Source organism: Mycolicibacterium arabiense (assembly GCF_010731815.2).
Taxonomy (GTDB): Bacteria; Actinomycetota; Actinomycetes; order Mycobacteriales; family Mycobacteriaceae; genus Mycobacterium; species Mycobacterium arabiense.
On sequence record NZ_AP022593.1, the window covers coordinates 3,249,402 to 3,269,580 of the forward strand.

18 protein-coding genes are annotated in these 20,179 nt (G+C 69.0%); 5 read left to right on the forward strand and 13 right to left on the reverse strand.

Annotated features, from left to right (window positions below; all coding sequences use genetic code 11):
* The first annotated feature begins 2 nt into the window (after nucleotides 1-2).
* Entirely contained in the window at nucleotides 3-677 is a 675-nt protein-coding gene (locus G6N61_RS17280) for a GntR family transcriptional regulator (RefSeq protein WP_163919621.1), read from the forward strand.
* Nucleotides 678-699: 22 nt separating this feature from the next.
* Here G6N61_RS17280 and G6N61_RS17285 read toward each other — a convergent pair whose 3' ends face one another.
* Entirely contained in the window at nucleotides 700-1,899 is a 1,200-nt protein-coding gene (locus G6N61_RS17285) for a glycosyltransferase family 4 protein (protein ID WP_163919622.1), read from the reverse strand.
* Nucleotides 1,900-1,936: 37 nt separating this feature from the next.
* Between G6N61_RS17285 and G6N61_RS17290 the strand changes: the two genes are divergently transcribed.
* On the forward strand, nucleotides 1,937-2,701 hold the full coding sequence (locus G6N61_RS17290; RefSeq protein ID WP_163919623.1) for a class I SAM-dependent methyltransferase: 765 nt from the start codon (nucleotides 1,937-1,939) through the stop codon (nucleotides 2,699-2,701).
* A gap of 55 nt (nucleotides 2,702-2,756) precedes the next feature.
* Nucleotides 2,757-4,229 carry an aldehyde dehydrogenase gene (locus G6N61_RS17295; RefSeq protein ID WP_163919624.1) on the forward strand — a complete coding sequence of 491 codons (1,473 nt, stop codon included), beginning with the start codon at nucleotides 2,757-2,759 and terminating at the stop codon, nucleotides 4,227-4,229.
* A gap of 89 nt (nucleotides 4,230-4,318) precedes the next feature.
* Here G6N61_RS17295 and G6N61_RS17300 read toward each other — a convergent pair whose 3' ends face one another.
* From G6N61_RS17300 to G6N61_RS17315, 4 genes are read right to left on the reverse strand one after another with little or no spacing between them, the layout of a single operon-like run.
* Nucleotides 4,319-6,154 (reverse strand): acyl-CoA dehydrogenase, encoded by a 1,836-nt coding sequence (locus tag G6N61_RS17300; RefSeq protein WP_163919625.1) that lies wholly within the window; start codon nucleotides 6,152-6,154, stop codon nucleotides 4,319-4,321.
* A 46-nt stretch (nucleotides 6,155-6,200) separates the two neighbouring features.
* The gene (gene mhpA, locus G6N61_RS17305; RefSeq protein ID WP_163919626.1) at nucleotides 6,201-7,772 is read right to left on the reverse strand and encodes a bifunctional 3-(3-hydroxy-phenyl)propionate/3-hydroxycinnamic acid hydroxylase MhpA; all 1,572 of its coding nucleotides are present in this window, start codon (nucleotides 7,770-7,772) and stop codon (nucleotides 6,201-6,203) included.
* On the reverse strand, nucleotides 7,769-8,707 hold the full coding sequence (locus tag G6N61_RS17310; RefSeq protein WP_163919627.1) for a fumarylacetoacetate hydrolase family protein: 939 nt from the start codon (nucleotides 8,705-8,707) through the stop codon (nucleotides 7,769-7,771). Before G6N61_RS17310 ends, mhpA begins: the two co-directional genes overlap by 4 nt.
* Nucleotides 8,704-9,849, reverse strand: coding sequence for a VOC family protein (locus G6N61_RS17315; protein WP_163919628.1), 1,146 nt, complete (start codon nucleotides 9,847-9,849; stop codon nucleotides 8,704-8,706). Before G6N61_RS17315 ends, G6N61_RS17310 begins: the two co-directional genes overlap by 4 nt.
* A gap of 107 nt (nucleotides 9,850-9,956) precedes the next feature.
* On the opposite strand from G6N61_RS17315, the gene G6N61_RS17320 reads away from it, so the two are divergent.
* On the forward strand, nucleotides 9,957-10,619 hold the full coding sequence (locus G6N61_RS17320; protein ID WP_163919629.1) for a TetR/AcrR family transcriptional regulator: 663 nt from the start codon (nucleotides 9,957-9,959) through the stop codon (nucleotides 10,617-10,619).
* 12 nt (nucleotides 10,620-10,631) lie between these two features.
* On the opposite strand, the gene G6N61_RS17325 is transcribed toward G6N61_RS17320, so the two are convergent.
* From G6N61_RS17325 to G6N61_RS17340, 4 genes are all read right to left on the reverse strand, one after another.
* Entirely contained in the window at nucleotides 10,632-11,822 is a 1,191-nt protein-coding gene (locus G6N61_RS17325) for a cytochrome P450 (RefSeq protein WP_163919630.1), read from the reverse strand.
* 161 nt (nucleotides 11,823-11,983) lie between these two features.
* Nucleotides 11,984-12,961 (reverse strand): NAD(P)H-binding protein, encoded by a 978-nt coding sequence (locus G6N61_RS17330; protein WP_163919631.1) that lies wholly within the window; start codon nucleotides 12,959-12,961, stop codon nucleotides 11,984-11,986.
* A 191-nt stretch (nucleotides 12,962-13,152) separates the two neighbouring features.
* Nucleotides 13,153-14,757 carry an SLC13 family permease gene (locus tag G6N61_RS17335; protein WP_163919632.1) on the reverse strand — a complete coding sequence of 535 codons (1,605 nt, stop codon included), beginning with the start codon at nucleotides 14,755-14,757 and terminating at the stop codon, nucleotides 13,153-13,155.
* Nucleotides 14,758-14,846: 89 nt separating this feature from the next.
* Nucleotides 14,847-15,941, reverse strand: a complete 1,095-nt coding sequence (locus G6N61_RS17340; protein ID WP_163919633.1) for a tartrate dehydrogenase — start codon at nucleotides 15,939-15,941, stop codon at nucleotides 14,847-14,849.
* A gap of 140 nt (nucleotides 15,942-16,081) precedes the next feature.
* On the opposite strand from G6N61_RS17340, the gene G6N61_RS17345 reads away from it, so the two are divergent.
* Complete coding sequence (locus G6N61_RS17345) at nucleotides 16,082-16,975, forward strand: LysR family transcriptional regulator (protein ID WP_163919634.1); 894 nt, start codon at nucleotides 16,082-16,084, stop codon at nucleotides 16,973-16,975.
* 7 nt (nucleotides 16,976-16,982) lie between these two features.
* Here G6N61_RS17345 and G6N61_RS17350 read toward each other — a convergent pair whose 3' ends face one another.
* From G6N61_RS17350 to G6N61_RS17365, 4 genes are read right to left on the reverse strand one after another with little or no spacing between them, the layout of a single operon-like run.
* Nucleotides 16,983-17,228 (reverse strand): hypothetical protein, encoded by a 246-nt coding sequence (locus tag G6N61_RS17350; RefSeq protein ID WP_163919635.1) that lies wholly within the window; start codon nucleotides 17,226-17,228, stop codon nucleotides 16,983-16,985.
* Nucleotides 17,229-17,263: 35 nt separating this feature from the next.
* Complete coding sequence (locus G6N61_RS17355) at nucleotides 17,264-18,013, reverse strand: SDR family NAD(P)-dependent oxidoreductase (RefSeq protein ID WP_163919636.1); 750 nt, start codon at nucleotides 18,011-18,013, stop codon at nucleotides 17,264-17,266.
* A gap of 14 nt (nucleotides 18,014-18,027) precedes the next feature.
* The gene (locus G6N61_RS17360) at nucleotides 18,028-18,807 is read right to left on the reverse strand and encodes an SDR family NAD(P)-dependent oxidoreductase (protein WP_163919637.1); all 780 of its coding nucleotides are present in this window, start codon (nucleotides 18,805-18,807) and stop codon (nucleotides 18,028-18,030) included.
* Complete coding sequence (locus G6N61_RS17365) at nucleotides 18,804-20,171, reverse strand: MFS transporter (RefSeq protein WP_163919638.1); 1,368 nt, start codon at nucleotides 20,169-20,171, stop codon at nucleotides 18,804-18,806. The genes G6N61_RS17360 and G6N61_RS17365 overlap by 4 nt, the downstream gene beginning before the upstream one ends.
* Nucleotides 20,172-20,179 lie beyond the last annotated feature (8 nt).

Sequence of the window (20,179 nt, forward strand, 5' to 3'; positions counted from 1 at the left end):
CGATGGTCACCCCACCCGAACCTCTCCCGACCACCAAGGCGGAAGAGGCGTTCATCGCGATTCGGCAGCTGATCGAACGGGGTCAGTTGCCGGGCGGGGCCAAGCTGACCCTCGCCAGCCTGTCCGACCAGTTGCAGATGAGCCTGACCCCCATTCGCGAGGCGCTGCGCATGCTGCAGGCTAACGGTCTGGTCGAGTACAAGCGCCACCACGGTCACGTCGTGACGAGGTACTCGATTCAGCGTGCGGAGGAGATCTACCTGCTCCGTCAAACCCTCGAGCCGCTGGCCACCAAGCTGGCCGCAGCCAACGCGACCGACGAAGAGCTTCAGGCCATTCGCGAACTACAGGAGGAGTTTCGCCTCGTGGTGGATGCCGATCCACCCCGGTTCGCGGACGTGGTCGACCTCAACGCACGGTGGCATCGCATGGTGTACTCGTCGGCGCACTCCGCCCTGCTGGACGACTTCATCGAGCGGTTGTGGAACGGCGTGCCCTATCAGGCGATTTGGTTCGTTCAGCGGCGGCACCGCTCGGTCGCCGATCACGAGGCCGTCACCGTGGCCCTCGAGAGCAGGGAGGCCGGGGCTGCCGAGAAGGCCATGCTCGACCACATCGGGCGAGGCCGCGCCGCGACGGTCGAGCACCTTCACGCCATCGGTTCGCCGGAGACCTGATTCGCGGTGGCCCGGCACGCGGCTAGACCAGCCCGCTGACCCTGCGTCCGTCGACCACGGCGTCCAGCACGGTGCGCATCGCGTCGGCGCTGAGCCGCCAGGAGAACTCGCCGCTGCGCACCTGCGCCTTCAGGCCGAGCTGCTCACGCTGAACGTGATCGCCGAGCAGCTGATCGAGGCTGGCGACGAGATCGTCGAGGTCGTCGACCAGGACGCCCGTCACCCCGTCGACGATGGAGTCGGTCAGCCCGCCGGAGGACCGATAGCCGACCGTGGGCACGGCGTGCTGCGCGGCCTCGATGACCGCGAGCGCCCAACCCTCCTTGCGCGACGGCAGGACGTGTACCCAGCAGCGCTGCAGCACCTCGTGTTTGGTGCGCTCGTCGACGTGACCGTGGAACGTCACCGCGCCGGTGATGCCGAGGCGGTCGGCATGTGCGACGAGCTTGTCGTCCCACCAGCCGCCCCCCAGGACCTCGAGACGGAGATCCGGAATCTCTGGCAGCAACCGGGCGACTGCGTCGAGCACGTCCTCGATCTGCTTGTGCGGCACCAGCCGGGACAGCACTGCGACCGTGGGCGTCGCCGACCGGGGCGCGGTCAGGGTGTCGGCAGGCGCGAGGTCGACGCCGTTGCGCACCACGGCGACGGCGGCGTGATCGACGCCGAGGTCGGTCAGATCGCGTGCCGATGGCAGCGAGACCGTCACGTACTGACTCCCGCGGTGCACCCGCGGAGACAGCCGTGACTCGACGAACCAGCCGACCCGGCTCAACACCGGACCCGCCACGGGCCACTGCTCGCGGTGGCAGTGGTGGACCAGGACCACGGCGCGGCGGCCGAACACCAGCCGGGCCAGGAACGGGATGCCGTTCTGGGTGTCGATCACCACGTCGGGCCGGACGTGACGCAGCGGTCCGAACCCCAGCCGCGCGGCGATCATGGCGAACATGGCGAAGACGTACACGGTGTAGGGCCCGCCCACCCGGTCGATGGTGACGCTGTCGACGACCTCGCGCCTGGGCGCACCGCGATACCGGGCCGTGCGAAGTGTGACGTCGACTCCGGAAGCAGCCAGCTGCGCGCCGATCCGCTGCAGGTAGGTCTCGCTGCCGCCGCCCTGGGGGTGTCCGACGTCGCGCCAGCACAGGAGCAGCACGGAGCGGAGCGGGTTCGGCGGGCAGGAGCGAAGCGACCCGGGGGATGGACTGGACGCGGACATTGGCTGCCAGGATAGTCGTCGGCCTAGTCTCGTCCGGGTGTCGGCCCTTGACGTGATCGCGCGCCAGGCAACGCTGCGACGCTCGGTGCGCCTGCTGGGCGAATTCCGGTTCGAGCAGTCCGACCCGGCCCGGTTCTACGGCGCGCTGGCCGACGACACCGTCGCGCTCGTCGAGGCCCTCTGGACCGGCGTGCACGGCGAGCAGTCCGACGGCCGGACCGTGCTCGACGTTGGGGGCGGGCCCGGCTACTTCGCCGACGCGTTCTCCCGCGCCGGGATGCGCTACGTGGGCGTGGAGCCCGATCCGTCGGAGATGCATGCGGGGCCGGCAGGCGCACCAGGGGCGGGCACGTTCGTCCGCGCGTCGGGCACTGCGCTGCCGTTCGCCGACGACAGCGTCGACGTCTGCCTGTCCTCGAACGTCGCCGAACACGTCCGCGACCCGTGGCGGCTCGGCGCCGAGATGCTGCGGGTGACGCGGCCCGGTGGGCTGGCAGTGCTGTCGTACACGGTGTGGCTGGGCCCGTTCGGCGGCCACGAGATGGGGCTGACGCACTACTTGGGCGGAGCGCGGGCGGCCGAGCGGTACACCCGTCGGCACGGCCACCGGCCCAAGAACGACTACGGATCGTCGTTGTTCGCGGTCTCGGCGGCCGACGGTCTCGAGTGGGCGGCGAGCACGGGCGCACTGGTGGCGGCTTTTCCCCGCTACCACCCGCGATGGGCGTGGTGGACGGTTCGCGTGCCGGTCCTGCGGGAGTTCGCGGTGAGCAACCTGGTGCTGGTGTTGCAGCCGTCCTGAATCACTGAACTGCAACAGGTTCTCGTTTCGCGATCCGGTCGGTACTGTGACACACATGACACAGAGCACGGCGTTCAGAACCGAGTGGGACAAGCTGTTCATCGGCGGCAAGTGGGTCGAGCCGTCCACGACCGACGTCATCGAGGTGCACTCCCCCGCGACGGGCGAGTTGGTCGGCAAGGTGCCGCTGGCCGCCGAGGCCGACGTCAACGCCGCGTGCGCCGCGGCTCGCAAGGCATTCGACGAGGGCCCGTGGCCGCAGATGTCACCGCAGGAGCGGGCCGACGTGCTCGGCGCCGCGGTGAAGATCATGGAGGAGCGCGCCGACGAGCTGAAGTTCCTCCTCGGCGCCGAGACCGGCCAGCCCCCGACGATCGTCGACATGATGCAGTACGGAGCCGCGATGTCGGCGTTCCAGCACTACGCCGGTGCCGCCGACAAATTCACCTGGCGCGACTTCCGCGACGGCGTGTACGGCCAGACGATGGTCGTGCGAGAGCCGATCGGCGTCGTCGGCGCGGTCACCGCGTGGAACGTGCCGTTCTTTCTGGCCGCCAACAAGCTCGGCCCGGCGCTGCTGGCCGGCTGCACCATCGTGCTCAAGCCGGCGTCGGAGACGCCGCTGTCGGTGTTCGCGATGGCCGAGATGTTCGCCGAGGCGGGCCTGCCCGAGGGCGTGCTGTCGATCGTGCCGGGTGGCCCGGAGACCGGCCGGGCGTTGACGTCCAACCCGGAACTGGACAAGTACACGTTCACCGGCAGCAGCGCGGTCGGCAAGGAGATCGCGAAGATCGCCGCCGAGAACCTGAAGGCCTGCACGCTGGAGCTGGGCGGCAAGTCCGCGGCGATCATCCTCGAGGACGCCGACCTGGACTCCACGCTGCCGATGCTGGTGTTCTCCGGACTGATGAACACCGGCCAGGCCTGTGTGGGGCAGACCCGCATCCTCGCGCCGCGGTCGCGCTACGACGAGGTCGTCGAGAAGCTGTCCGCCGCGGTCGCCGCGATGCCCGTCGGGCGGTCCGACGACGCAGGCGCGATGATCGGCCCGCTGATCTCGGAGAAGCAGCGCGAGCGGGTCGAGGGCTACATCAAGAAGGGCGTCGACGAGGGCGCCCGCATCGTCACCGGCGGCGGCCGTCCCGAGGGTCTCGACGACGGCTGGTTCGTGCAGCCGACGGTGTTCGCCGACGTCGACAACTCGATGGTCATCGCCCAGGAGGAGATCTTCGGACCCGTCCTCGCGGTGATCCCCTACGAGACCGAGGAGGACGCGATCCGCATCGCCAACGACTCGGTCTACGGTCTGGCGGGCAGCGTCTACACCCAGGACAACGACAAGGCGATGAAGATCGCGTCGAAGATCCGCACCGGCACCTACGCGGTCAACATGTACGCGTTCGATCCCGGCGCGCCGTTCGGTGGCTACAAGAACTCGGGCATCGGCCGTGAGAACGGCTGGGAGGGCATCGAGTCCTACTGCGAGCAGAAGAGCATCCTGCTGCCGTTCGGCTACACCCCGGAGTAACCCCCGCACCACCCCGCCGAACGTCGGTTACCGCCACGCTTTCCTCGAAAAACCGTGGCGGTAACCGACGTTCGCGGCGTTCGTGAGGTTTAGAACGAGGCCTCGGGCAGGTCCATCGCCGTGAGGTCGGCGGCCTCGACGAGACGACGGTCGGCGCCGAGGCGGGGCAGGACGTTCTTCGCGAAGAACCGGCCGACGGCCACCTTGCCCTGGTAGTACTCCCGGTCGCGTGCCGACGGCGACCCGTCGAGCGCATCGAGGGCGACTTCGGCGCCGCGCAGCAGCAGCCACCCGATCACCAGGTCTCCGACCGCGAAGAGGAACCGGACCGACTCCAGGCCGATGCGGTACAGCTCCTGCGGGGTCTGCTGCGACTCCATCAGGTAGCCGGTCATGGTGACCACCATGGCTTGCACGTCGGCCAGGGCACTGGCCAGTAGCGCCCGGGCATCGAGGAGTTCCGTACGGCCCGAATCGCTTTCGAGGAACGCCTGGATCTGCCCGGCGAGGTGTCCGAGCGCGACGCCCTGGTCGCGGGCGATCTTGCGGAAGAAGAAGTCCTGCGCCTGGATGGCGGTGGTGCCCTCGTAGAGCGAGTCGATCTTGGCGTCGCGGATGTACTGCTCGATGGGGTAGTCCTGCAGGAAGCCCGAGCCACCGAACGTCTGCAGCGACTCGGTGAGCGTCTGGTAGGCGCGCTCGGACCCCACGCCCTTGACGATCGGCAGCAGCAGGTCGTTGACGCGGTCGGCGAGCACGGCGTCGGCGCCGGAGGCGACCGCGGCGGCCGACGGGTCCTGGTGCGCCGCGGTGTAGAGGTACAGGCTCCGCAGCCCCTCGGCGTAGGCCTTCTGCAGCATCAGGGCGCGGCGGACGTCGGGGTGGTGCAGGATCGTCACGCGCGGGGCGGACTTGTCCGTCATCTGCGTCATGTCGGCGCCCTGGATGCGGGTCTTGGCATACTCGAGCGCGTTCAGGTAGCCGGTGGACAGCGTCGATATCGCCTTGGTGCCCACCATCATTCGCGCGTACTCGATGACCTTGAACATCTGCGCGATGCCGTTGTGGACGTCTCCGACGAGCCATCCGACCGCGGGGCGGCCGTGCTGTCCGAGGGTCAACTCGCACGTCGCCGAGACCTTGAGGCCCATCTTGTGCTCGAGACCGGTGACGTAGACGCCGTTGCGCTCGCCGGGCTCACCGGTCTCGGGATCGAAGAGGAACTTCGGCACCAGGAACAGCGACAACCCCTTGGTGCCCGGACCGGCACCCTCGGGGCGGGCCAGCACCATGTGCACGATGTTCTCGAACAGGTCGTCGGAGTCGCCCGAGGTGATGAACCGCTTGACCCCGTCGAGGTGCCACGTGCCGTCGGGCTGCTGCACCGCCTTGGTGCGGCCTGCGCCGACGTCGGAGCCGGCGTCGGGCTCGGTGAGTACCATCGTCGAACCCCAGTTGCGCTCGACGGCCGTTGTCGCCCAATGCTTCTGCTCACCGTTGCCGATGTGGTAAAGGATGTCGGCGAAGACGGGTCCGGCGAGGTACATGAACGCGGCGGGCTGGGCGCCCAGCGCCAGCTCGTTGACGGCCCAGGTCACCATCGACGGCGCGGGGACGCCGCCAACGGCCTCGGACAGTCCGATGCGGAACCACTCGCCCTGCTGCCATGCCCGTACCGACTTCTTGAACGCCTCAGGCAGCGTGACGGCGTGGGTCTGCGGGTCGAACGTCGGCGGATGCCGGTCGGCCTCGGCGAACGACTCGGCCAGCGGCCCCTCGGCCTGGCGCGCCGCCTCGGCCAGCATCTCCTTGACCGAGTCGGCGTCGAGGTCGCCGAACTCACCGCTGACCAGCACCTTCTCGAGGTCGAGCACCTCGAACAGGTTGAACTCCAGATCGCGGACGTTGCTCTTGTAGTGGCCCATTTTCGCGCCTTTCGCCTTCGACACTGCGCGTCCAGCGTAGACGTGATTACCCGTCGGTAACCAGGGAACCGCGTGCCGGCGCCCCGACCTCGTCGTATCCGGTCGGACGGAACGCCGGAACGAGCGCGACCAGGCGCTCCACGTCGGTACCCGCCGCCATCACCGTGCGATCGGGGCGGACGATGGCTGCGGTGGCGCGTCCCCGCCGCAGCCACGCGGCGAGTTCGCCCCCGGCGTCGACGACCGCCGCGCCGCGCCGAGTCAGCAGGTCCCGCTGGACATCGCGCAACGGAGTCGCGGTGACGAGCGCGAAGCCGGCGCCGATCTCGTCGTCGACTCGGCGGACGTTGTCTACCAACGGGTTCGGGCACAGCGTGCCGGCAAGACCGCGCCTGGCCCTCGACGCGACGACGTACCGGGACCGGCGCAGCGCCGGGGTGGCGCCGTCGGTGACCTTGGCCCGGATGCCGGGCAGCACGCCGAGGCGCGGCACCATCAGCCGCCGCAGCGCGTTGCCGAATCGGCCGCCAGCCGTCATGGCCCAGCCGACGGCGAGGGCGAGCGCGATCATCTGTGCGGCGTGCGCCTTGCGCTCCCGGGCATAGGAGTCGAGCACGCTCGGCGGCTGATCACCGTGGATGACTGCGGCGAGTTTCCAGGCCAGGTTGCTCGCGTCGCGCAGCCCCGCGCCCATGCCCTGACCGATGAACGGCGGCGTGAGGTGCGCGGCGTCGCCGAGCAGGAACACCGGCCCTCGCCTCCAGCGGTCGGCGATCTGGGCGCGGAACGTGTATTCGGCGACCCGGATCAACTCCAGCTCGCGTGCGTCGACGCCACGGATCCATGGCGCGATCAGACTCGTGAGCGCACTCAGCCCATCGAAGTCCTCCGCGGTCTCGCCGGGCAGCAATCGGAACTCCCAGCGGTAGCGGGTGGCGCCGATGCGCATGTAGGTCGCTGCGCGCTTGGGATCGCACACCTGGTGCACGCCCTCCCACTGGTCGAGGTCCGCGGCGGTCTCGACGTCGACGACCAGCCAGCGTTGCCGGAACCGCAGGTCCGTCATCGCAGCGCCGATGCGGCCGCGCACGAGGCTGTTCGCGCCGTCGCAGCCCAGGACGTAGTCCGCGTGGACGGCGTGTTCGACGCCGGTGGAGCGGTCGGCGTAGGTGACGCGCATCCGACCGTCGTCGGCGGCCGCGACGTCGGTCACCTCGACGCCGCCGAGCAGCGACGCATGCCGGTGGCGTGCCAGGTTCGTGCGCAGGAGTGCCTCGAGGGCGGGCTGGTCGAACATGTTGGCCTGCGCGAAACCGTGCACCCCGAGGGAGGTGTCCCGGCCGAACTCGACGAGCACGCGTCGCGCGTCGTCGATCAGTCGCAGCCCGCGTGCAGGTCGGGAGATCGCCGCGAACTCGTCCGCGACGCCCAGCCGGGCCAGGATGCGCACCACTTCGTCGTCCGCGTGCACCGCCCGCGGCTGCGGGTAGACCGCATCCCAGCGGTCGAGCACCAGGGTCTCGACTCCGTACTGGGCAAGCAGCGTGGCCGCTGTGACTCCCGTCGGCCCCGCTCCGATCACCACCACCGGAACATCCCGCGCTGCAGAGGTATTCACGCGTAGGCCACGCGGGTGCGCTGCACCCCCAGATCGATCGAGCCGTCGTCGGTGGCCACCCGGGCTTCGATGACGTCACCGTCGTGCAGGTACTTCGGGTTGGCGGCCTGACGCTTGAAGAACACCTTCCACTTCACCGCGGGCGGCAGCAGCGAACCGATGATCTCGATTGGCTTGGGCGGCGCGCTGAGCGCGGTGCCGACGGGGGTTCCGGTGAGGATGAGGTCCCCGGCGTCGAGGTCTTGGAATCGGATCAGCGACTGCAGTGCCTGCAGCGGCCGGTAGAGCATGTCGCCGTCGACGAGTGCGTTCTGCCGTTCCTCCCCGTTGACCGACAGCCGCAGCCGTAGGTCCGCGAAGCGCGCGAGTTCCTCGGCGTCGAGCAGCACCAGCGCGGGACCGACCGGGGTGAAGGTCGGGTACGACTTCGCCTCGTAGAACTGGGTTTGCGGCAGCTGGATGTCGCGGGCCGACACGTCGTTGGTGATGACGAGCCCCGCCACGATCTCGGGCAGGGTGGTCTCGGTGATGGACGTGCCTGCGGGAACGGACCGGCCGATCACCAGCCCGATCTCGACCTCGTAGTCCAGCAGCCGGACGTGAGCGGGCTTGACGACGTCGTCGACCGGACCGCTGATCGACGCCGAGGACTTGCGAAAGAAGGTCAGCGGCACCGTCTTCGGGTCCATGCCGGCATCGCGGACGTGGGACTCGAAGTTGGTCATCTGCGCGATGACGCGGCACGGCTTGGTGATCGGGGACAGCAGCGCCAGGCTGTCGACGTCCACGGTGTCGGTGCTCACGGCGGCGGCGGTCACGGCGGCGCGGTCGGACAACAGTTCCGCGGTGGTGGCCGCGGTGGTGTCGACGCGGGCGGCGCCGGCGGCCGTGCGGACCCACCAGCCGTCGGCGGTGCGGAGGACGGTGATCGTCACGAGGTGGCTACTTTCAACAGGCCGACGAGGCGGCGGGCGGTGAACTCGTTGTCGTCCCGCAACGCGCTGAGCATCGAAATCAGCTCGTGGCGTGCGGATCTGGGGTCGGTCCCCAGGAAGTCCTTGGAGACGGGCGGCCCCCACTGCGACAGCCCGCTCGCGGTGAACGGCGCCCAGCCCGGCGCTACGTCGGCGTCGAACGCGTCGCCGTCGGCGAAGTGCTCGACCAGGAATCCGTCGGGATCGCGCCAGTAGTCGAACAGTTGGCTGCCCTGAATGTGGCGGCCGATGCCCCACGACCGGGTGTAACCGCGGTCGGCGAGGTACTCCCCGCCTGCGGCCAGGGCGTCGAGGTCGGCGACCTGGTAGGCCGAGTGCACGTAGCGGTTGGCGGGTCCGAGCGCCAGCGCCAGGGTGTGGTGATCGGCGGGCGTGGCACCCCTGTCGCAACGGATGAAGCTCATCGTGGGCCCGCGGTCGCGTTGACCGGGGAAGAACAGGAAGTCGCTGACGATCATGCCGAGGTTGTCGAGGTACCAGTCCAGGGTCTGGCGGTACTTGGTCGACTGCAGGACGACGTGGCCCAGGCGTTGCACGCGTGCCGGCACCCGGCGCGGCCGCTGGGTGGCGTTGATCCGCCGAACGTCGCGGCCGGTGTTCAGCAGCAGCGGCTCCTGCGCAGGCAGGGGTGGCAGCGCGTGCGTGCCCGCGACGACACGCACGGGGACGCCACTGGGGTCGACGAGGTCGGTGGACAGGCCGCCGATGCTCTCGGGCAGCGCACGCGTCGGGGCGCTCAGGGCATCGGCCAGGCGCAGCACGTCGATCTCGTCGTCTGCGGCGAAGGCGACGCCCGCGAAGCGCGACCGGGTGCCGCGTCGGACGATGACGCACGGTGCGCCCGGTTCGGTACCGCGCAGCTGCAGCTCGGTCGGGCTGCTCAACACGGTGTGGAAGCCGAACGCCCGCGCGAACGCCTCGGTGCGCATCAGGTCCGGCTTCTCGAACTCCAGCCAGGCGATGTCGCGGACCTTGATCACCGGATTGCGGGACCGGCCCGGGTGTTCGCCCCGCCGTGCACCCTGCTCGCTGTGCAGACCGGTGTGGGTTCCCTCGACGTGGGCTGCCTTGGTGTCGGTCATCGCTCACCACCTCCTGACGAAATCGTCACATACGACGCTCATGTCAGTCAAGCTGATCTGACGAAATCCTCAGTTATGATCTGAGTGCACGAATCGAGAGGACCCGCATGCCCCAGGAGCCATCCGCGCCCGTCAACCGACTCGAGCGACGCAAGCAGCGCACCCGAGCGGCGCTGATCGCCGCCGCGCAGACCTTCATCGCCGAAGGCAAGGTCAACGTGCCCGTCCTCGAGATCACCCAGGCCGCGGACGTCGGCATGGGCTCGTTCTACAACCACTTCGAGAGCAAGGAGCGGCTGTTCGAAGCCGCCGTCGCCGAAGCCCTCGACGCCCACGGGGCGCTGCTCGACGAACTCACCTCGGCAATCGACGACCCCGCCGAGACGTTCGCCTGCAGCTTCCGGTTGACCGGTCGACTCTTCCGCAGGCGCCCCCAGGAGGCCCAGATCCTGCTGGCCAACGGCCTGTCGCTGATGGCCTCCGAGCGGGGACTGGCACCTCGGGCACTGCGAGACATCGAAGCCGCCGCCAAGGCCGGCCGGTTCACCACCGACGACCCCGAACTCGCACTGGCGATCGCGGCGGGCGCCCTCATGGGGATGGGCGCCCTCATCCGCGACCAACCGGACCGGGACGACGCCGCGACCGCCGACAAGACGACCGAGGACCTGCTGCGCCTGCTGGGCGTCCCAGCCGACGAGGCGCGCGAGATCTGCCAACGGCCGCTGCCCGACCTGGACGCGTTGATCCATCCGGACTCCGCCGCCTGATCAGGTCGGCGCTCAGGCCGCGACGAGCCGCAGCGGCAGCCGGGCGTGCCGGCGAATGATGTTGTTCAGCGCCCACTCTGGTGGTCCAGTCGTCTCGATCCGCTCCACGCGGTCGAGCAGGGCGCGCAGCATCGCGGTGGTCTCGAGCCGCGCCAGTCCCTGACCGGCGCACGCGTGCGCGCCGTTGCCGAAGCCGAGCTGACGGCCGGCGTCCCGTCGGATGTCGAACACGTCGGGTGAATCCCATTCGCGGTCATCGCGATTCGCCGACGCGTACATGACGAGGACGCGGGCACCGGCGGGAATCTCCACACCGCCGACCTCACTCGAACACCGCGCCCGCCGTCCGAAGGCCCGCAACGGCGACTCGTACCGGACGACCTCGTTGATCGCCTGGGGAATGAGCGCCGGGTCGTCGCGCAGCAGTTGCCACTGCTCGGGATGTGTGGCGAACAGGTGCAGCGCACTCGAAATCGCGCTGATCGTCGTATCGAGCGACGGGGCGATGTAGTCGACCATCAACTGAGCGCATTCGGCCCGGGACAGCGTGCCCTGCCCGATGGCCGCGATCAGCTCGTCGGCCATGCTTCCTTCGATGACGTCGTCGTCCCGAAGCACCTTCCGGGTGAAGCGCAGCATGTGGAGGCTGGCGGGGACGGCCCTTACCGCTCTAGCATTGAGCGGGCCCAGTATGTCGAATGTCGCTGCACCCCATCGCAGTAGGTGATCCCGCTGATCCCGCGGCCAGCCCACCAGGTCCGGTACGACGGCATGCGGAAGCGCCGAGGCCAGGTCGTCGACGCCGTCGACGTCGCGCCGCGCGAGCGCCCGCTCGACGACGTCGGCGGCCATCTGGTCCACGGTGTCGGTGATGGAGCGCAGCGCTCGCGGGAGCAGACGGTGGGCCACCAACTTCCGGCGACGGTCGTGCTCGGCACCGTCGCTGTTGAGCGTCGTCCCTCGCGAGAGACGATTGGTCACCGGGTTCAGCGCCACGCCGTGCCCGGACTCGAAGGTGCCGTCGTCGCGCAGGACGGCCTTGCACTCGGCGTACCGGGGCAGCGCGAGCACCCGTTGGCGCGGCAGCCAGACCACGGGCCCCAGTTCACGCAGCCGCCGATAGTGCGGATGTGGTTCTCGCAGCGCGGCATCCGCGTAGACGTCACTGCGATAGGTCGGTACTGCGGGCGCAGTGCGGCGCATCGCGACTCCGATCGGCTCGTCCGGTGCTACCTGGCGGCAGCAGTGACTGACGATATCGTCACATACGACTGAACCGTCAGTCAACGTGCGGCAGCGCGGCTCCCCCGCCAACGCTCTTCGAAGGTCCGCCGGCTATCTCGAGAAGTGACCCGGTTCTTCCGTCACCCGCGGCCGTGGTGCGCCCAGGACGGGTCGGTGCCCTGCAGCGCGGCTGCGTCGGATTCGGCGTCAGCGGCCGGGTCGCGCAAGGCCCGTCGAACCGAACCGCGGTAGGTGGTGAGACCGTGCGGTGGCGGGCTGATGACGGTGTCGACGTCGCGGTCCTTCATGATCGCGTCGTGTCGCAGTGATTCCACGAGGGGGCGGATCAGGTCGGCGGACATCGGAGTCAGGAAGGCGATGCCGCGTGCGCTCAGCGCTGGAGTCACGAATGGGACCGGGATGAACCGCCGGCGGGGCAGGCCGGCTTCCTCGGCGAAGTCGCCCAGCATGTCCTGGTAGCGGAGGACGTTGGGTCCGCCGATGTCCCAGCTGCGCGACCGGGGAAGGTCCGCGGTCGCCGCACCCAGCAGGTAGTGCAGGACGTCGTCGATGGCAATGGGCTGGACGAGGTGACGGGTCCAGGTGGGCACCGGGAGCACGGGCAGAGCGGTAGCGAGGAGGCGGATCATCTCGAACGATGCCGATCCGGCCCCGATCACGACCCCCGCCTGCAGGATCATGGTCTCGATGCCGGAGTCGATGAGGGTGTCGCCGACGGCGGTGCGGGACTCCAGATGCTCCGACAGTTCCCCGGTGCGAGGGTGCAGGCCACCCAGATAGACGAGTCTGCGGACGTTGGCCCGCTGGGCGGCAGTGGCCGTGTTCCGTGCCGACTCGGCTTCGGTGCTACCGAAGTTGGTCGCGCTCCCCATGGAATGCACCAGGTAGTACGCGACGTCGATGCCGTCGAACGCAGGTGCGAGGGAATCCGGGTCCGTCAGATCGGCGGCGACGACGTCGACGTCGTCGACCCAATCCATGTCACGTAGAGCCTCGGGATCGCGGGCCATTGCGCGAACCTCGTGACCGGCTGCCAGCAGCCACGGGATCAGCCGGCCTCCCACGTAGCCGGTGGCTCCGGTAACCAGACATCTCACGTGCGCTTCCTCCTGAGTTCGGCCGCGGTCGAGTCGACCTTCGTCGCCACCGCCGGCGACTCACACTCAGGTGCAGGGGGTATGGGAGCGAACGTCGAATTACGGCTCGGGCAGGGATTACCCGTTGAGCACGGATCCACGCCTGCGACGACAACGCAGCCGTCGGAGTTGGAGATGCAGAAGGCGGCCCGTCAGCTGCCCAGCCCGATGAGCCCGATCATGACCGGTAGCGCGACGATGATCAGGATCGCGCCGAGCACGTCGAATGTGAACCCGGTGCGGATCATCGTGGTGATGCGCACGGCACCGGACCCGTAGACGATGGCGTTCTGCGGCGTCGACACCGGCAGCATGAACCCGAATGACGCAGCGAAGGTCGCGGCCAGGGCGGGGACGAACGGGTTCACCCCGGCTGCCACGGCGACGGGAATGATGATCGGCACCACGACCGCCGCAGACGCGGTGTTGCTCGTCGTCTCCGACACCACGATGGCCAGGATGACCGCGAAGATGGTGATGGGAACGACGCTGGTCAACCCCAGCGCACTGTCGACCGACGTCCCAATCGTCTCGGCGAGTCCGGTGGCCGCGAGCAGCGAACCGAAGATGATGCCGGTACCGAACAGAACGATGGTGCCCCAGTCGATGTCGGCGGCGTCCTTCCAGCGCAGCGTGAACTCGCGCTGCTCCCAGTCGGTCGGCAGCAGGTACAGCAGCGCGGCCCCGAACACCGCGACCATGCCCTCGTCGAGGCGATCGCTGACCCAGGTGTAGACGTCGGAGTCGTTGCCCGCGATCAGCGCCACGATGCCCGGCAGGATCCACAGGGTGACGGTGACGCCGAACGCGATCAGGGTGTTCTTCTCGGCGCGCGAGAGGTTGCCCATCTCCTCGCGCTGTTCGGCGACGTAGTCGGCGATGCCGTCGATGCGCTTGAGTTCGGGACGGTTGAGCCGAATCACGATGAACGCCAACGCGATGAACATCAGCAGGCAGATCGGAGCGGCCATCGCCATCCACTGCGCGAAGCTGATGCGCTCGCCGGTGGCCTCCTCGATCAGCCCGCGCCCGATCAGGTTGGGCGGGCTGCCGACCGGGGTGAGCAGGCCGCCCACGCTCGCGCCGTAGGCGAGCATCAGCATGATGGCGGCGCCCACCCGCAGACGCAGCGGATCGAAGTCCTCCTCCACGATGCCGCGACTCTGCATGAGCTTGGCGATGACGCCGAGGATGCCCAGCGCGGTGGGGAGCATCATCGCCACCGTCGCGGTGTTGGACACGAACGCCGAGAGCAGACAGGTGATCACGCCGAACGCGATGATGACGCCGGTGGTCGACTGCCCGAGCCGGGGCAGGGCGAGTATGCGGAACGCGAACCGCCGGGCGAGGCCGTGCTTGAGCATCGCCTGAGCCAGGATGAATGCGCCGATGAAGGTGAAGATCGTCGACGATCCGAACGCGCCGAGGACGTCGTCGGCGGGCGCGACGCCAAGGAACACGATGATGGCGACGCCCAGCAGACCACCGATCGGAATCGGCAGCGCCTCGGAGATCCACAGGATGATGACCCCGAGCAGCACGCCCGCCAGCGTCTGCTGCTGCGGCTCCATGCCGAGGGGAAGCGCCAGGAAGGCGATGGTGACCACCGGGGCCAGGAAGAGGCCGATGGTGCGGCGGCCCTTCTCGAAGCGCTCCTCGGCGGGCGACAGCGTCTGCTCCCCGAGGCTGCGGTAGGTGGCGCTGCCGAGTAGTGCCTTGTCGACGTCCGTGCGCCGGGGCTGATGTTCGGTTGTCATGGCTCCTCCGTGGCGTAGTGGGTCCTAGTCAAGGATCAGGCCCGCCGGGCCGGTGCGGTGGCGAACGGCCAATCCGGTCCATTCCGGGTTCAGGCGTCGAGCAGTGCGCGGCTCAGCGCGGCGATGATCGCGTCGGTGACCTCGTCGGTGGTCGCGGTGCCGCCTAGATCGCGGGGCAGCACGCCGCCCGCCGTGGTGATTTCGATCGCCGCGTCGACCATGCGCGCCTCGTCTGCCAACCCCAAGTGGTCGAGCATCAAAGCCGCGCTGGCAATCGCGCCGATCGGATTGCAGATGCCCTGGCCTGCGATGTCGGGCGCCGTCCCGTGCACGGGTTCGAACATGCTGGGGAACCGCCGCTCGGGATTGAGGTTGGCGCTCGACGCCAGGCCGAGGCTGCCCGCCAGCGCCGAACCCAGGTCGGACAGGATGTCGGCGTTGAGGTTCGAGGCCACGACGACCGAGAGCTGTTCGGGGTGCAGTACGAACTTCGCGCTCATGGCGTCGACGAGCACGCTCTCGGTCTCGACGTCGGGGTAGTCCCGCGCGACCCGGTCGAAGACCTCGTCCCACAACACCATTCCGTATTGCTGGGCGTTGGACTTGGTCACGCTCGAGACCTTCTTGACCGTGCGCTTGCGCGCCATGTCGAACGCGAATCGCATGATGCGTTCGCACCCCTTGTCGGTGAACAGCGCCGTCTGTAGCGCCACTTCGTTGCCGGGCCCGCGGCTGCTGAGATTTCGGCCGCCGAGGCCCGCGTACTCGCCCTCGCTGTTCTCCCGGATGACCACCCAGTCGAGTTCGGTGTCGTCGGCCTTGCGCAGCGGCGACGTGACTCCCGGCAGGAAGGTGACGGGCCGGACGTTGGCCCACTGGTCGAAGCCCTGGGTGATCGCGAGTCGCAGACCCCACAGGCTGACGTGATCGGGCACGTTCTCCCACCCGACCGCGCCGAAGTAGATCGCGTCGAAGGGCTCGAGCGTCTCGAGGCCGTCCTCGGCCATCATCCGGCCGGTCCGCTCGTAGTAGTCGCATCCCCACGGGAACTCGGTCCACTCGAAGGCGAACCGATCCCCCGACTGCTCGGCGAGGCGGTCGAGCACCCGTCGTCCGGCGGACACGACCTCCTTGCCGACGCCGTCGGCGGGGATCGCGGCGATCTGGAACGTCTGTCGAGCCATCAGGGCCTCCGGTCATCGGTGTAGTGCAGGTCACACCACGGCTTGCTCCCATTGCAGGACACCGAAGGTCTCCTGGTCCAAGACGGGATTGCGATCAGCCGCATAGGCTTGGCCTATACGACGACGTGAAGGGGCTCATCGTGGAGGTTCGCCAGCTGAAGTTCTTCCTCGCGGTGGTCGACCACGGGAGCTTCAGCAAGGCCGCCGCGGAGTTGATGGTCGCGCAACCGTCGCTGTCTCAGGCCATCGCCGGGTTCGAACGGGAACTCGGGATGCCGCTCTTCCACCGGGTGAATCGCGGAGTGGTGCTGAGCGACGGCGGCCGCGCGCTGGTGGGCCCGGCCCGGGTGGTGCTGCGCGACGTCGACGAGGCGACCGAGGCGATCAACGAACTCAAGCACCTGCGTGGCGGCCGGGTGGACCTGATCACCATGCCGTCGCCGGGCATGGAACCGCTGACCACGATCCTCACGACGTTCGCCCGGGCGCATCCCGACGTGACCATCAACTCGCAGGCGGGTTTCACGCCCGAGGAGATCGTCGCGAGCGTGCGCTCCGGGGACTCGGAGATCGGCATCCTGGGGTCTGCGGGTTCCGTCCGCGCACCGGACCTGGTCGTCGTTCCGCTGGAAAGTCAAGCGTTGGTGCTCATCTCGGGACCCGACGGCGGTCCCGACGGCGGCGTCGTGCACCGGCACGAGCTGAGCGGCAGCAGGCTGATCGTGTCGCAGCGTGGGTCACTGATGCGCGCGCTCGTCGACGACGTCCTCGCCGAGGGAGTTCAGGTCACGATTGCGGCCGAGGTCGCCCATCGCACGTCGATCCTGCCGATGGTGCTCAACGGCTTCGGCCAAGCGGTGATGCCGTCGGCATGGACCCGTACGGCCCGACAGTCGGGTGCGCGGGTGCAGCGCATCGTCCCGGAGTCGTATCTGCACGTCGCCGCGGTGAGTCGGCGCAGTCACCTGACCGCACCTGCCAAGGCGCTGATGGACGTCGCGGTGGCCTATGGCGCAGGAGATGGATCGGCGTAGCGGGCGTCTAGCTGGGCGCTGCGACCGACCCGGCCGCCTCGAGCAGCGCCGAACGCAGCGCCCGTCTGTCGCCGCCACGCCCGGTCAGCTCGTCGAGCAGCTCGTCGAACGTGCGGCACACGGCGACCTTGCCGGTGGGCTGGGCGACGGTCCACGCCCGGTCGACGACCCGGATCCGCACGCCGCGTGCGTGTCTGGCTGCGGCCGCGGCGACGGCGGCCCGCCGACGAGGCCCGGATACGAACGCCGCCATGTCGTCTGGCGGGCCCGCCCCGCACGCGCCGCACATCAGGGCATCACGTCGCCCGAGTTGGGACCGAGCACCTGGCCGACGAACAGGTTCCCGCCGGGATCGGAGGCCAACAGCACCGCGGTGGGCGCCACTTCGTCCGCGGTGCCGAACCGGCCCAGCGGCAGCTCGGCGCGCTTGGCCCGCTTCCACTCGTCGTCGATCCCGTCGAGCATCGGCGTCTCGATGGGGCCGGGGGCTATGGCGTTGACGAGCACGCCCCGCGACGAGACCTCCAGGGCAAGGGACTTCGTCATCGCGATGACGCCGGCCTTGGCGGCGGCGTAGTGCGCCAACGACTCACCGCCCTTGATGCCCAGCTGCGAGGCCACGTTCACGATGCGTCCGCCGCCCTGGCCGAGCATGCCCGGCAGGACTGCGCGATTCAGCAGGAAAACGCTGGTGAGGTCCACGCTCAGCGTCTCCTGCCACAGGGCCAGCGACATGTCCACCATCGGCGACTGGGTGAGGATGCCGTGCGACGTGACCAGAACGTCGATCCGGCCCAGCATCTCGGTGGCCGCGGCGACCGCGGCGTCGACGGCGTCCTCGTCGGTGGCGTCGAGAACGACGCCACCGTCGGCCCCCAGTTCGCCGGCGATCTCGGCGGCACGTGGACTGAGGTCTGCGACGACGACGCGTGCACCCGCCGCGAGATAGTGCGCGGCGACTGCACGTCCGATGCCGCTGGCAGCTCCGGTAATCATCGCGGTACGGCCCTGCAGCAGAGAGCTCTCCGGGATCGTCATTGGCGTCCTTCCTGTCAGTCGCGCATGAGGACGGTCAGTCCGCCGTCGACGACGATGGCCTGACCGTTGACGTAGGAGGCGGCATCGCTGGCGAGAAACGTTGCCACCGAGGCGATCTCCTCTGGCCTGCCGACCCGTCCGGTGGGGATGTTGGCGCCGGCGGCACGCAACCCCTCAGGGCCGAGCGAGTTGACCGCGTCCAGCGACTGCGGCGTCTCGATCAGCCCCGGGATGATGGCGTTGGCACGCACGCCCCGCGGCCCGAGTTCGACACCCAGGCTCCGGACCAGGCCGAGCACGCCGGCCTTCGCGGTGGCGTAGTGCACGTGTTCGCCCCACCCGTAGACCCCGCCTGCGATGGACGAAATGGCGATGATGGAGCCGCCGGCGCCCAGATGTGGTGCTGCGGCGCGCGCGGTGCGCATGACGCCGTGCAGGTCCACCTGCAGCACGTCGTCCCACTGCTCGTCGGTCATCGAAGCGAACGGCGCTGCCCGGAGGATGCCGGCGTTGGCGACGGCGGTGTCCAGTCGCCCCCACATGCCGAGTATCTCGGCGACGAAGCCGTCGACGGATTCGGTATTGCGGACGTCGACCTCGACGATGGCGCCGTCGCCTCCGGCGTCATGGACCGCCCGAAGGGTGGTGTGGGGATCGTGTGGATCACCGGAGTAGGTGCCGATGCCCACGCGGTAACCGGCTCTGGCCATCGATACCGCGGTTGCGGCACCGATGCCCGAGGCCGCGCCGGTGATGATGGCAACCGGGGCGTCGGTTTCCGTCGCGGCGGTCATCCGACGGTCCCTGGGGTTGCGGCGGCTTCCTCGAGTTCGTCGGCCGACGACACCTTTCGCACGAGCAGCACCACGACCGCGGAGATCAGTGCGCCGACGGCGCCGACGTACAGCGCGGCCGTCGAGTACGGCACGGCCGCAGCGGTGAGGCTCGCGAGGATGAACCCGCCGATGATCGCGCCGGGCTGGCTCATGGCCCCGATGAACGAGCTACCGGTGGCGCGGCAATCGGTGGTGAAGCACTCGGCCTGCAGGAACATGATCGCGGCGTACGGGCCCAGCAGGAAGAACAGCCCCATCATGTAGGTGACGATCACGTAGAGCGTGGTGTCGGGACCCAGCAGCATGGCGGCGAAGAAGACGCCGGCGAGCGTCCAACCGACCGCGATCGTGTTGCGGCGGCCGAAGCGGTCGCCTGCCCAACCGTGTGCGAGGTAGCCGAGCGCGCCGACCACGTTGGACACCACGACCATAAGCAGGGTGTTCGAGGCGTCGATGCCCTTGCCCGATTCCAGCACCGTCGTACCGAGGACGGAGAAGGTCTGGATGGCGAACCAGTTGAACAGCCAGGCGACCGACAGCACGATGGTGTTGCGCAGATGTACACCGTGGAAGATGCGCTTGAGCGGCGCGGCGACCTCGTGGTCGAGGTCGTAGGCGCCGGCCACGCGGGCAGCACCGGTCTCGTCGCCGTCCTTGCGCAGCCGGCGAATCCTCTGCTGCAGCAGGAACTGTGGGCTCTCCTTCAGTTTCAGGCACAACAGCGCCACGACGACTGCCGGCACGGTCGCCAGCAGGAAGGCCAGCCGCCAGGAGCCTTCCCCGAAGACGACGGTGACGACCGCGACGAAGCCCGCCGCCAGGAGCGCGCCGATGGGCCAGCCGGTCTGCACCAGCGAGTAGATGAAGCCACGGTTGCGCCGGATCTTCTCGTCTTCGGTGAGTTCGTAGAGTTCGTTGAGATAGGTGGCGTTGACCGACTGTTCGGCCAGCCCCAGACCGCTGATCGAGCGGACACCGATCAGGGACGCCGCGCCGACGGTCGCTGCCGTCGCGGCCGACGAGGCTGCGGTGCCCGCGACGGAGATGATCATGCCCTTGCGCCTGCCCAACCGGTCCACCATCGGGCCGACGCCGAGGACGACGATCGCGGTTCCGACGCTGACGAGCGTGGAGACGAAGAGCGCGTGACTGGTGCTCCAGCCGAATGACTCCGAGATGCGTGGCAGCAGCGTGCCGAAGAGGATGAAGTCGTACACGGCGATCGTCCAGGCGAAGAACGCTATGCCCGTTGCCCTGCGCGTTTCCCGGACCGGTATGCGCCGTAGGGGCGGTGTATCGGTGTCCTCGGGTGAGGTGCTCATATGCTGGA

What these genes read in the sequence shown, in the direction of transcription:
- G6N61_RS17280 (WP_163919621.1), top strand. Translation starts at nt 3, where the DNA reads ATGGTCACCCCACCCGAACCTCTCCCGACCACCAAGGCGGAAGAGGCG.
- G6N61_RS17285 (WP_163919622.1), bottom strand. Translation starts at nt 1,899, where the DNA reads ATGTCCGCGTCCAGTCCATCCCCCGGGTCGCTTCGCTCCTGCCCGCCG.
- G6N61_RS17295 (WP_163919624.1), top strand. Translation starts at nt 2,757, where the DNA reads ATGACACAGAGCACGGCGTTCAGAACCGAGTGGGACAAGCTGTTCATC.
- G6N61_RS17300 (WP_163919625.1), bottom strand. Translation starts at nt 6,154, where the DNA reads ATGGGCCACTACAAGAGCAACGTCCGCGATCTGGAGTTCAACCTGTTC.
- G6N61_RS17315 (WP_163919628.1), bottom strand. Translation starts at nt 9,849, where the DNA reads ATGACCGACACCAAGGCAGCCCACGTCGAGGGAACCCACACCGGTCTG.
- G6N61_RS17320 (WP_163919629.1), top strand. Translation starts at nt 9,957, where the DNA reads ATGCCCCAGGAGCCATCCGCGCCCGTCAACCGACTCGAGCGACGCAAG.
- G6N61_RS17325 (WP_163919630.1), bottom strand. Translation starts at nt 11,822, where the DNA reads ATGCGCCGCACTGCGCCCGCAGTACCGACCTATCGCAGTGACGTCTAC.
- G6N61_RS17335 (WP_163919632.1), bottom strand. Translation starts at nt 14,757, where the DNA reads ATGACAACCGAACATCAGCCCCGGCGCACGGACGTCGACAAGGCACTA.
- G6N61_RS17340 (WP_163919633.1), bottom strand. Translation starts at nt 15,941, where the DNA reads ATGGCTCGACAGACGTTCCAGATCGCCGCGATCCCCGCCGACGGCGTC.
- G6N61_RS17350 (WP_163919635.1), bottom strand. Translation starts at nt 17,228, where the DNA reads ATGGCGGCGTTCGTATCCGGGCCTCGTCGGCGGGCCGCCGTCGCCGCG.
- G6N61_RS17355 (WP_163919636.1), bottom strand. Translation starts at nt 18,013, where the DNA reads ATGACGATCCCGGAGAGCTCTCTGCTGCAGGGCCGTACCGCGATGATT.
- G6N61_RS17360 (WP_163919637.1), bottom strand. Translation starts at nt 18,807, where the DNA reads ATGACCGCCGCGACGGAAACCGACGCCCCGGTTGCCATCATCACCGGC.
- G6N61_RS17365 (WP_163919638.1), bottom strand. Translation starts at nt 20,171, where the DNA reads ATGAGCACCTCACCCGAGGACACCGATACACCGCCCCTACGGCGCATA.